This is a genomic window from Nonomuraea fuscirosea (assembly GCF_003001935.1).
In the GTDB taxonomy this organism is placed as follows: domain Bacteria; phylum Actinomycetota; class Actinomycetes; order Streptosporangiales; family Streptosporangiaceae; genus Nonomuraea; species Nonomuraea fuscirosea.
In genome coordinates this window covers 1-11,521 of record NZ_PVNG01000062.1, presented here as the reverse complement: position 1 = coordinate 11,521, position 11,521 = coordinate 1, and the positions used below count along the sequence as shown (strand labels likewise).

General features: G+C 66.1%; 12 protein-coding genes and 2 pseudogenes. 7 read left to right on the top strand and 7 right to left on the bottom strand.

Features of this window, described 5'->3' with window-relative positions; genetic code table 11:
* Positions 1-212: pseudogene (locus B0I32_RS55635) on the top strand (hypothetical protein); the annotation flags it as partial.
* A 314-nt stretch (positions 213-526) separates the two neighbouring features.
* On the opposite strand, the gene B0I32_RS55630 reads toward B0I32_RS55635, so the two are convergent.
* The 6 genes from B0I32_RS55630 to B0I32_RS55610 form a co-directional block, all read right to left on the bottom strand.
* Positions 527-949, bottom strand: a complete 423-nt coding sequence (locus B0I32_RS55630; protein ID WP_425438161.1) for a phosphotransferase — start codon at positions 947-949, stop codon at positions 527-529.
* A 106-nt stretch (positions 950-1,055) separates the two neighbouring features.
* Positions 1,056-1,424, bottom strand: coding sequence for an MBL fold metallo-hydrolase (locus tag B0I32_RS55625; RefSeq protein ID WP_106253556.1), 369 nt, complete (start codon positions 1,422-1,424; stop codon positions 1,056-1,058).
* A 150-nt stretch (positions 1,425-1,574) separates the two neighbouring features.
* Positions 1,575-1,805, bottom strand: a complete 231-nt coding sequence (locus B0I32_RS55620; RefSeq protein WP_106253554.1) for a hypothetical protein — start codon at positions 1,803-1,805, stop codon at positions 1,575-1,577.
* Positions 1,805-2,041 (bottom strand): hypothetical protein, encoded by a 237-nt coding sequence (locus B0I32_RS57325; RefSeq protein ID WP_146178765.1) that lies wholly within the window; start codon positions 2,039-2,041, stop codon positions 1,805-1,807. The genes B0I32_RS55620 and B0I32_RS57325 overlap by 1 nt, the downstream gene beginning before the upstream one ends.
* Before the next feature lie 384 nt (positions 2,042-2,425).
* The gene (locus tag B0I32_RS55615) at positions 2,426-2,650 is read right to left on the bottom strand and encodes a hypothetical protein (RefSeq protein ID WP_106253553.1); all 225 of its coding nucleotides are present in this window, start codon (positions 2,648-2,650) and stop codon (positions 2,426-2,428) included.
* A gap of 34 nt (positions 2,651-2,684) precedes the next feature.
* The gene (locus B0I32_RS55610) at positions 2,685-2,915 is read right to left on the bottom strand and encodes a hypothetical protein (protein WP_106253551.1); all 231 of its coding nucleotides are present in this window, start codon (positions 2,913-2,915) and stop codon (positions 2,685-2,687) included.
* 953 nt (positions 2,916-3,868) lie between these two features.
* On the opposite strand from B0I32_RS55610, the pseudogene B0I32_RS55600 reads away from it, so the two are divergent.
* The 5 genes and pseudogenes from B0I32_RS55600 (at position 3,869) to B0I32_RS57320 (ending at position 8,498) form a co-directional block, all read left to right on the top strand.
* Positions 3,869-5,096: pseudogene (locus tag B0I32_RS55600) on the top strand (IS701 family transposase).
* 604 nt (positions 5,097-5,700) lie between these two features.
* Entirely contained in the window at positions 5,701-6,276 is a 576-nt protein-coding gene (locus B0I32_RS55595; protein WP_219912554.1) for a hypothetical protein, read from the top strand.
* Positions 6,277-6,291: 15 nt separating this feature from the next.
* Entirely contained in the window at positions 6,292-6,459 is a 168-nt protein-coding gene (locus B0I32_RS58655) for a hypothetical protein (RefSeq protein ID WP_181308940.1), read from the top strand.
* Between the two features lie 429 nt (positions 6,460-6,888).
* The gene (locus B0I32_RS55590; protein ID WP_342751860.1) at positions 6,889-7,500 is read left to right on the top strand and encodes an RNA polymerase sigma factor; all 612 of its coding nucleotides are present in this window, start codon (positions 6,889-6,891) and stop codon (positions 7,498-7,500) included.
* The gene (locus B0I32_RS57320) at positions 7,497-8,498 is read left to right on the top strand and encodes a CU044_5270 family protein (protein WP_146178763.1); all 1,002 of its coding nucleotides are present in this window, start codon (positions 7,497-7,499) and stop codon (positions 8,496-8,498) included. The genes B0I32_RS55590 and B0I32_RS57320 overlap by 4 nt, the downstream gene beginning before the upstream one ends.
* A gap of 562 nt (positions 8,499-9,060) precedes the next feature.
* Here the strand turns inward: B0I32_RS57320 and B0I32_RS59460 are convergent.
* Positions 9,061-9,609 carry a hypothetical protein gene (locus tag B0I32_RS59460; protein WP_219912553.1) on the bottom strand — a complete coding sequence of 183 codons (549 nt, stop codon included), beginning with the start codon at positions 9,607-9,609 and terminating at the stop codon, positions 9,061-9,063.
* 612 nt (positions 9,610-10,221) lie between these two features.
* Here B0I32_RS59460 and B0I32_RS55575 point away from each other — a divergent pair.
* Positions 10,222-11,521 (top strand): IS481 family transposase (locus B0I32_RS55575; protein WP_245956731.1); only part of this gene is annotated, 1,300 nt, incomplete at its 3' end.

The window sequence follows — 11,521 nt, the reverse complement described above, 5'->3', positions numbered from 1 at the left end:
CCGGCATTCTGGAAAAGCGCCGCCAGCTGATTCGCGATGAACTAGGCAAGCCGGATGAGGGGGCGCTGTTCGAGATCGCCAACCGCTACGCCCTAGGTCACCGCCGAGCAGACCAGCGTGGCGATTACGACCCCCTGTTCCTGGACTGGATCTTCTGGTGGTTTCTGGCCACCGTGGAACTCACCAACCGTTTGATCGCTGCTCGCAAATAGGCGCTCCTGCCACGAAGGCTCAACCGTCCCGCAAACGACCGTTATCTTGAGCCGTTAGTCCGCCCAGGGCCTCCCACCTGTACTGACTCATCGAGGGCGCCGTCTTCGCCGAAGGCTGGCTCGGCGAGGTCGAAGGACTCCAGGTCAGCCTGGCTGGCGCCGAGGAGAAACTCCGCCAGCTCGATCGGGGCCACGGGCAGCATACGGCTGTGGACCTTGGCATCCCCACCATGCGCGGTGATCGATGAACCCCACGAAGGTGGGCTTCCGCATGGCCCTCAAACAAGATCGAGAACAAGATCAAGAAGTGTGCATCAAACGCCCTTCAGAACACGATCAAGTGCCGCCCGGCCTGCAGGTCCCCAGTTCGGCTTACCCCGCGGACGGCTTCGATCTCCGTTCTGCCCCATGAGCATCAGCAAGAGGCTCTTCATCGCTGCCAGCCCGCGGGCGCGCCGGATCGCCGCCTCGTCCGCGTGCGCATACGCGTCGAAGAACCGTGCGGTCGCGCCCGCGGGGAGCAGCACCCACGCGGCGGCGAGGTCCCACGCCGGATCGCCGGCGAACAAGGCACCGCAATCGATCACGCCCAAGAGCGTTCCGTCCGAGACGGCGACATTCGCGGGATGGAGGTCGCCGTGCACCCACACCGGCGGGCCCGCCCAATCGGGGGCCGCGACGGCATCGGCCCAGACGGCGTGGACATCGCCGACGGCGTCGGGGTCAATGGCCTGCAAGAACTGCTCGAAGCCGCCCGTGCACGTCGACGGCGGCCGCCGGCAGCGGGATGGCCCTGGGGCGCAGCAGAGAGCTGACGTACACCTCCCAGGCCGACGTGTGCGGTCAAGCGCTTTCCTGCGGGGCCAGCCACCGGTAGCGGTGCCGCGTCTCCTGGCCGACCCAGCCATTCACGCTGGCCGAGCTTCGTTCGTTGACCTGCCGGTCGTGGATGCCGAAGGCCCGCTCGGGGGCGACCGCGCGAACGAAGTCGATCACCTCGGCGGTCTTCAGCCACGATGCCTGCAGGGGGACCAGGAGCGTCTCCACGGGCTCGTTCGGGACGTGCAGGGAATCGCCGGAATGGTAGAGCGTGCCCTCCACGAGATAACCGAGGTTCACACAGTCGGGCCGGCCGCCGTAGATCGGCGCATGCCGGCCGCAGACGGCCTGTACCCGGAACTCGGCCGCAGTGAAGTCCTCACCGACCCGCACGGCCCTGTACGGCAGCGCCAGCCCGGCCGCGAGCGGAGCGTAGACCTCGATGCCGGCGCCGGCGCGGCGACGGGGAGAGGCGGCCGGACGGCGGGCCTGGCTGGCGAGATTCCACGCTGGTGCACGGCTGTTTTGCCCGCAGTCTGTGGCTCATGCAGCCTCGATGGCGATCAGGTAGATGTCGAGCTCGTGCTCCACGAACACCAGGATGTACTCGCCCGCCCGGATGCTCCAGCGGCCGTCTTCACCCGGTTCGGCGGCGTCGGGGATGCCTTCGATCATCAGCTTGATGACGGCGTCGGCAACGGGCAGGCGCTTGTCAGGAGGAATCTGGTCGTAGGCTTGCCGGGCCAGACGCTCCCATTCCAGGTGGAAAGACATCAGGCCGGGCCGTTGCCCAGCCCGTAACGCTCACGCAGCACCCGCTGTTCCGATTCCGACAGGCCCGACACGGCCAGAAACGTCTCCGGCGTGGTCACGACCCGACCGGGACTGTTGTGCCAGGCGTAGGTGACCCTCAGCTTCTGATACTCCTCCATCGGCACCACCACGGCGAGGTCGTCACCACGTTGAACGATCTCATGGTCGTCGCCAGGGGGCAGGGCATGCTCAGTCACGCGGCTCAGTCTAATGCCCCGCCTACTGCTGGCGGGAGTTCAGAGCGCGCTTGAACGACTCCATCGCGCGGGTGGGGTTCCCTGCGAGGACTGACCAGATGGGGGAACACGGGGACACGGTCCCCCCGTGTCCCCGTGGCGTTTCGCGCCTTGTCTTATAGCCAGCTGCCGTGATCAGCTCGTCCGATCCAGGGAGCGGTTCGCCCGGCCGGCGGCGGGAATGTTGATCCTGCTGCGAGCGCGGGCTCCGGATCCGGGGATGTTGCCGAGCGGGCGGGTCGGCTGGTGGTGAAGGAGCTGGAGGAGGCTGGCGGCCTCGACGTTCTGGCGGCGCAGCTCGCGCGCCGGGAGACTGCGCCAGCAGGCGAGCAGGAGGCGGCGTCTTTACCCCGGATGCCCCACACGGGTGCCGCCCATTCGTGGGTTGCCGGCCACCGCCCCGCTGAGCACACTGCCGTCCTCAAGGGTGACCAGGCTGGGAGACTCGGCCTTGTCGACCTCGGGAAGGTCACGCAGCCGGTCCAGGATGGCAGCGATGATCGTCGGCACCCAAAAGTCCAGGTTGTGAGCCAGCAGCCGGATCGGGTCGTCGGCCGAGAACGCCTTCATCTTCGTCCCTGGCACCAGATGCGGCTACACCGTCTCACGCCCAGGCGCGGACAAGCTGTGCTTCGAAGTCGCGCGGCAGGAAATCGTCGGTGCCTGCCCAGCCGGCCATGAACGGCCACTGACCTCCACGCAGCAACGGGAGCCCGAACATCTCCAGGACGCGCTTGGGCAGGAGGTGAAACAGCGGGGCGTATTCGAAGTACCGCGTCCGGGTGTGTGGCACGAACGTGACGTTGACGTCGCCAAGGTCAGCGATCTTCGCCATCGGCTCCGATAGGTTGTTCATGTTGAAAAAGCGCGCCGGAACTGGGCTGCCTCTCACAGCATGTTCCATTGGCCTATCGCGCCCGTGATTGCCAGATCGCGGGGATAGGGGATCGGCGGTATCACGTATTCCGGCGGAGCGGGTTCGAGCGGGCGGACCACACCTCCGAACAGGAATCCGGCTGAGATGTACCTGCCCGACGACGAGCACAGGTGAGCCCGCCGATCAGCTGTCGCGCCGGAACTGTCGCGTCACTGCCCAAAAGTCGCATCGGTCCAGGCCAGCCCGGCGGTGTCCGCTCCGCTGGCCAGCCAGCTGCCGCCAGGCTGTTGTCCCAGCCAGGAGCTTGGTCTGCCAGCGTCGGGCCAGATCACGCCTGACCGCCTTGATGTTGGTACACGTGGCCAGCAGCCGCGACGTCATAGCCAGACGTTCCTGCCGAGCCTGCCACCACCCATCCGGCAGTGGACGTGCCTGCAACTCCGCCGGAGGCTCCGGCCCAGGATCCGCTGCGCGGTCCGTTCGCCGGGCCGTCCCGGATCTTGCGAGGCCTCACACCCCCAGTGATCTGCGACGTACCGAACAGGGCGGCCAAGACCTCGGGCCGATACTCGGGCGCAGGCGGCGCCGAGAGCGGCAGCTGGCTTCTGCGCCCCCGCTCATGATGGGCCAGGACGTGGCTGATCACCTCGTCCGGGGCCGGGTTCATGAAGATCTCCGGGGTGGTGATCTGGGCGTGCCCAAGTACCCATTGGACGTCGGCAAGTGTCAGGCGCGGGTCGCGGATCAGCCCCTGGTACTCCAGGGACGCTTCGCGATCTTGAGGCGTTGGGGTCACATGGCGACGGCCACCGCGTGATCATTCGGAGTTTGTGAGGACTACAAAAGATCGTGCGGTGGCCGCGAGCCAGAGCGTAGACCCTGATGGCTGGATGGTCATCTTCAACGAGCTGATGGCCCGGATCGCCTCTCGGTTCGGCCGGGTCGAACCGCGTCGCGCTGCTGGGGCTTACGTGCGCGGGCTGTTGGCCGACATCGACCGCAAGAACTGCTGGAACCTCGCCGAGCATGCCGCGCTGATCGGCCCGCAGACGCTGCAGCGGCTGCTGCGCACCGCCCGCTGGGACGCCAACGCCGTGCGCGATGACGTGCGCGCTTTCGCCGTCGACCGGCTCGGCCCCTGCGGCGTGCTGATCGTGGACGAGACCGGCTTCGTCAAGAAAGGCGCTCACTCGGCCGGAGTGCAGCGGCAATACAGCGGCACCGCGGGCCGGATCGACAATTGCCAGGTCGGGGTGTTCCTGGCCTACGCCACTCCGGCCGGGCGGGCACTGCTGGAACGGAGGCTCCACCTGCCCGAACACACCTGGCTGGTCGACCCCGGCCGCTGCCGGGCGGCCGGTGTCCCGGACGAGACCGCCTTCGCCACCAAGCCCGCCCTGGCCACGACGATTCTTCTGGCCGCGCTGCAGGCCGGCGTGCAGGCGGCCTGGGCGACGGGTGATGAGGTCAATGGCCAAGACCCGCCTCTGCGCGCCGCTCTGGAAGCGCGCCGGACGGGCTATGTGCTGGCCATCGCCGGTAACCGGCGCGTCGAACTGCAGGGCGTTGTTCTGAGCGCGGCTGACGTCGCGGCGCCGGTGGCCGATCGCCACTGGCACCGCTACCGCGCCGGGCAGAGCGCCAAGGGCCCGCGCTGGCATGCCTGGGCCTTGGCCCGCATCGACGAAGGCCAGGCCGACGGTTATCCGTGGCTGCTGATCCGACGCAACCTGACCACCGGCGAACTGGCGTTCTACCGCTACCACGCCCCCGACCGGCAGCCACTCATGGCCCTGGTCAAGATCGCGGGTATCGGGTGGGCGGTGGAGGAGTCCTTCAAGCCGCCAAGGGCCAGGTCGGCCTGGACCACTACCAGGTGCGCGGCTGGACATCCTGGCACCGGCACATCACTCTCGCCATGCTCGCCCTGGCCCCTATTGGCCGCCATCGCCGCCGCCCAGCCACCCACCACCGGACGACCGCATCCCGCTCACCCTGCCCGAGATCCGCCGGCTCCTGGGCGCACTCGTGCTGACCCGGCACCGCTCTAGCGCACACGTTCTACGCTGGTCAAACTGGCGCCGACGCCACCAAGCAACAGCCCGACACTGCCACTACCAGCGCAGATCCGAACCATGATCGCAAAGTGTCACTGGAGTACTAGGAGTACTAGCCGCGTAGTACCTTCCTTTGAGCGCTGGTTGGGCAAGGGGAATCGCCAGGCTGGCGAACTGGGAGACCTCCGTCGACGGCTCCGGCAAACGGCTGCGCACCCGCCGCTGGGGACACCCCCACAGCATCGGTCACCCCCGAAGCCACCACCCCGGCCACCAAGACCGCGCCGGCGACACCGACCATCGACGCCTCCCACCTCCCGCGGGCACCGCCGTGGGGCCCGGCGTTGGGGCCCGGCGTTGGGGCCCGGCGTTGGGGCCCGGCGTTGGGGTCCGGCGTTGGGGTCGGGTCTGGCGCGGGTGTTTCGCCCGCGTCGGCCGGGTTGCCGTCGACGGGAAGTGAGGCGGTTGCGGGAGGGGGCGGATCTCGGGGGCCTTGTCCGGGATGAGACCGGCGCCGATCGGGGCCAGGAGCGCCGGGGAGGCGGTCAGCGATGTCCGACAGGATCCCGGTCATGGTGACGGGCTCGGCCTCGATGGTCGGTCAGGTTTCTCCGCTCCATCTTCGTGGAGCTTTCGTGAGCTTTCGGTGAGCTTTCGGCCACAATGGACCAGTGCGAGGACCGTGGGTGCATACTGGCCGACTCTGGACGAACGGCGATCCGTTTCTCGCTGTCGACGCTTCGCTGCGCGACGCGTGGCGTGGATTCAGCGACAACCAGTACGACGACATCGTGGATCTTGGCCCGCAGGACACCAACATCCCGGTCGGAGTCGGCTGGGCAGCCCTCGTCGGCGCCGACGGAGTCGTCCGCGATGACAGCTGGATGGAGGTCTTCCAGGCAGAGGACGGCGGCATCGCCATCGTGCAGGCATCCGGCCCCGACTACCCGCGCGTGCTGACCGAAGCCCTCCGCTACCCGGACACCGACGATGAAGACGGTGACCCGCTCATCGTGCGCAGCAAGGAGCTCGCCTTGTTCAGCGCCGCATACGACGGCACCGGACCACACTCGCAACCCCTGATACCTGCCCGACCAGGACCGGTGCCGCCAGTACACGGACGACCATCGCACCAGGACGATCCAGGCCTTCTGCTAACGACGACGTACACAACGTTCGCGTTCAAAGTGCGCTGGTACACCCAGCTAGACGAAGAGGGCAGTTTCGCCCGGTGGCTGCTGACCCCTGCAAGAACCTTGTAATCAGTAGGTGTCCAAGTGATCGCCACCATCGTCGCCGAGACAGCGCCGTCGGCTACAGAAGGGACAACAGGTGATCACCCTGGCCGAGGCATACCCAGGCCGCATCAGGTAAAGCAACCAAACCAGCAGCAAGATCGCTTTACACACTACGGGTTAAAAGAAGGCGGTTCGATCGAGGCCTGAGGCTCTGGCCTGCAGGAGCGGTGTCCGTGGACGTTCGCTGAGTTCCGCCATCGTTCACCGTCTTGGCTGTACTCGTGGCTGTACAGCCACGGCATTGTCAGCTTGGGAATCATCTGCTGACCTTGGCGTCCTGAGCTAGGGAAGGAGGATGCAGGTCAGGGTGGGGCGAGTGACCATGGTTCCCCGCCTGTTCTGCACGCATCTGGCACGCGATCAAGAGTGTCAGTCGTGGAGGAACCCACACCACTGTCCTTCAGATGAATCCAACGTTCGTCCCCGTCCAGATGCTCACGACCGTCGCGGAGCTGGGCAGTCAGTCCACCGCTCACGGCTTCCCGGCGGGAACTTCGGTCGTCCCTTCGGATAAGTACCTTCGTGACAACTACCACGGAACAGGAGTTCGTCTTGGCGGATCCTCCGCTTCCCGCGGTGACACGGTCGCCGATAGATGACCATGTGCGGCAGGGGGATCAGCGAGATGACTCATCCATCATCGAGGCGTCGCTACGCGTTCCTGGACACTTCGCTGAACTTTACGACCGGCATGCCGCTGTGCTGCATCGCTATGTCGTCCGGCGTCTCGGTCCCGAACACGCGGAAGATGTGGTGGCCGAGACGTTCACCAGAGCGTTCGAGAAGCGGCATAGGTACAACTTCGACCGCCGGGAGGCGTTGCCCTGGCTGTATGGCATCGCCACGAATGTCATTGGCAGTCATCGGCGGGCGGAAGTGCGTGGTTACCGGGCACTCGCCCGCACCGGTGAAGACCCTGTGGCGGTGGCGTTCGACGAGCAGGTGGTCCTCCGGGTCTCTGCGGGGGCAACCCGGAAACCGCTTGCGGCCGCGCTGGCGAAGCTTGGGCGTGGTGAGCGCGACGTACTGCTACTGATCGCCTGGGGCGACCTCACTTATGAGGAGACGGCGCAGGCACTAAACGTGCCCATCGGTACGGTGCGCTCGCGTCTGTCGCGTGCCCGTCGCAAGGTCGTCCATGCTCTGGGCGGCGTCAACCCGATCAGCATGAGTGAGGAGATCTTGTGAACGACCTTGAACTGGTCCGAGACCTGCGCTCGGAAGTACGGCAAAGCGACTTTCGTGACCTGGATGCTGGGCGAGAGCGACTGCTCGCCGCGATGGATCCCGCATCGGCTTCCCGCCGTTTCCGGCCGATGGTGTTGCGCCTGGCAGGTGTCGGCGTCCTCGGTTTTTCGATCGTCACCGGTGTCGCGGTCGTACAGGATTTCAATGAGGTCAAGGAAACCGTCAACGCTCCGGCGTGGCTTCCGGTGGCCAACGCGGAAAGCCTGGCAGAACGGGCCAGAACAGCGGCTGCGAAAGTGACGGACGTCTACCCGCGTGACAATCAGTGGCTCTACACCAAAGCGCTGATTCATCTGTCTGAGCAGGAAGACGCGCCGGGCGCGGGGAAGACACAGACTCACGAACGCTGGCAGAAAGGTGACGGTAAGAAGATAGCAAGACGCTATCGTGGTGTGAGCTCTGGCGAAGTCGCTCCCATCGGCAGCAGCGGGCTCGCCACCGGCAACATCAGCAGGAGTCCCGGGGTACCCAGGTGGGATGTGGCCTACCTTCGGTCCCTGCCCCTGGACCCGGCCGCCTTGTTGGAACGCCTGCGGAAAGATGGTGAGAACCTTTCCGGTCGCTCCAACCTGCCGGAGTCTTGGACTCTGTTCCAGAGCGTCCAAATGATCCTTCAGGAGGGTGCTCCTCCGCCTCGTCTACGTGCTGCCCTCTATACCGTCGTGTCCAAGTTGGAGGGCATCGGGGTAGAGGGGAAGGTACAGGACCTGGCAGGCAGGGAAGGCATGGGAATCTATCTTGACAGGGGAGACGGGACGCGCCATGAAATCATCGTCGACCCAACGAGTTACGCCTACCTCGGGGGGCGGACGCTCTTCATCGGGGATGGGAAGCGAGCTTCTCGTTCGTTCAAGGGCAAGTATGTCCAAGGCGACGTGATCGTCGCGTGGGCAGAAGTGGCTCGTGGCATCGTCAACCGCGTCGGTGATCTTCCATAACGCTCAAGCTTAGGGCTGGGACGCACTCTCAGCTTGGGCCATTGTGTTTGGAGCAGGTGACGGGAATCGAACCCGCGCCGTCAGCTTGGGAAGTCTCTAACGCACTTGGCTCCTGAGCTGGCGAAGCACTGACCTGCGGGGGAGCGGGCCGAGTACCCGTGGTTCCCCGTGAGTCCCCCTTGTTCACCCTCCTGATGGGCATGCAACGGGCACGACGTGACCTTCTAATCCGTAGGTCCCCGAACGGTCACCAAAGGCGTTCAGACCGGTTCGCCGTGCAGGTCGTGAGCGAGCCGCCTGTTCATATCAGTCCAGCTCGGTTCGGGATCGTACGGCCCGTTGGCTCCCAAGTTGGCTCCCGGAATCGGAGAGCCGACGGCTTTACAGCGGGCCGACGTTCCAGACCGCATCGGGCCCCTGACCTCGGCGTACGGTTCTCGCTTCCCCTGCCAGGGAAGATCATCCCGCGTATATCCCGCGGGGCATAGCCAGCCAACGATCTCTCTGGAACCTGCTTCCAGATGGATTCAATGCAAGTCAGTGGCTGTGTACGTTCTTCCCTTCAGCAGTACACCTGCCATTCCTCATCAGGGACATAGCCCTCTGTCACATCACAGACACGATCGGCCCACTCGCGAGCAACGAAAACCGGACGCGTCAGGAGGATATCTCCAGCGCGTTGCGCACGCAGCACGAGCCCAAGCTCGTCAGCTCCAAGATCTCCATACTGTGAGCAGCGGACCGCTTCCGGCAGTCCCCGTAACTGCATGTGATCAACGAACAGATCGACCAACTCAGACGGCACACGTCCAACCAGTCGAAGGCCGTCCATCGTTACCTGAGGACCGTGAAGCGCATCAACCGCGATGCAGGACAGCCGACCAGACTCGGCGTAGTACGTCGTCAGGGCATGGCCGTATGAGGTGGGCAGACGGAACCATGCCAAGCGCCCTCCCCATCTGCAAGGGCCTGTGGAAGGGGGATCCGCATCCAGCGCAGCGATCACCTCGTCATGGCTCATCCCGAACCGCAGTGGTCCAGCGCTGACGAGCGGCGTGAAATCCCACTGCAGACGTTCCGTATCGCCTAAAACGAGGCCTATGGGTTTCATGGACCGCACCCTTTCGATGCCCAGTCAGCTCATTGCAGCCGCACCCTACCGTGCGAACAGAAACACATGCTCGGGGTAGGCCCTTGAGACGACTGGGCAGAGCGTCATGGGCTTCGGCCACATTATTTCTCTCAATGCCGATCGTCCTCATCAGCTCAGCGACGGGGGTCAGCCACGCTACCTCGGTGAGCCAGGGTGAGGAACGAACCCTGGATCGTCGATCGCCCCCAGCCATCTACGGCGGCCGGCCATGCTGTGGCGATCGTAGGGCTGCATCTGTGTGGCGGTGCGGCAACCCCCGGTCGGTGCGTTCGGTCCGTACGGCGGGGCGGTGTGCGGTGCCCGGCCCGGTGTCCCGCCGCCGTCCGGGACCGGCCCCCAGGCCGCACGCCCGGGCGGCGGGCGGGCGGAGGGCCGGGGGTACGGCGGCGCGCCGCGCCGCCGCTTGATACCTATGAGAACAATTCGGCAGTGTGTTGGCATGATCCATGTCCTGTCTCGCTTGATGGTTGACACTCTGGCCTCGCTTGATGCTTGACACCTTGATCGTTGTCTGTGCCTGCTCGTGGCGTTATCGGCGCTTCGGGGGAGGCTCGGGTGGCATTGGTGGAGTTGAGCGTCGTGGAGCAGCGCTATCACGCGGTGATCGAGGTGTTGTCGGGGGCGAAGGTCACCGACGTGGCCGGACGGTATGGGGTGTCGCGGCAGTCGGTGCATGGCTGGGTGCGCCGGTATCAGGACGGCGGCTTGGCAGGGCTGGCTGACCGGTCGCATGCACCGAAGGCGCACCCGATGCAGACACCGGCTGCGATCGAGGCGTTGATCTGCGAGTTGCGGCGGGCTCATCCGCGGTGGGGGCCGCGCACCCTGCTGTGGGAGCTGGGCCGGCGCGGGGTGGAGCCGTTGCCGTCGCGGGCGAGCATCTACCGGGCATTGGTGCGCAACAGCCTGGTCGACCCTGTTGCCCGTCGGCGCAAGCGCGAGGATTACCGGCGGTGGGAGCGGCCGGGGCCGATGCAGTTGTGGCAGATGGACATCATGGGCGGGTTGCTGCTGGCCGACGGCAGTGAGGCCAAGCTGATCACCGGGGTGGACGATCACTCGCGGTTCTGTGTGATCGCCTCGGTGGTGGCGCGGCCGACCGGGCGGATGGTGTGCGCGGCGTTCGCCGAGGCGATGCGCGGCTACGGGGTGCCGTTGGAGGTGCTGACGGACAACGGTAAGCAGTTCACCGGCCGGTTCGGCGGGCCGAAGGCGGGTGAGGTGCTGTTCGAGCGGGTGTGCCGGGAGAACGGCATCAAGCTGCGTCACACCGCCCCGAGAACCCCGACCACGACGGGGAAGATCGAGCGTTTTCATCAGAGCGTGCGCCGCGAATGGCTGGATGAGGCGCTGCCGTTCGCCTCGATCGAGGCCGCCCAGGCCGAGACGGACGCGTTCGTGGAGCATGACAACACCGCCCGCCCGCACCAGGCGCTGGACATGGCCTTCCCGGCTGATCGGTTCTTCGCCGAGCGCAGCGACGGACAGCGCCGGGCAGAGCGGGAACTGCCGCTGCAGCTGCCCGCCGCTCTGACCACGGTGACCGCTTCCGCTCCTGAAGCCGCTCCGGCGCCCGCGGATCTCCCGGCTCCGGCCGGCGACCACGGTGATCAGCCTGAACGGCCCGAACCCGTTGTGAGGACCTCGGTCGATCCGCTGTCGCGCCAGGCGATCGAGGTCGATCGGATCGTGCCCGCCTCGGGGAACCTGTCGATCGGTGGCCAGCAACTGTGGCTCGGACCTGACCGGGCGGGCCTGCCGATCACCGTGTGGATCAGCACGCAGCGGCTGCACGTGTTCACCACCGGCGGTGGCAGGCTCAAGAGCGTGGCCTCCCGGCTGACCGTCAAAGACCTGGCCGCGCTGCTCG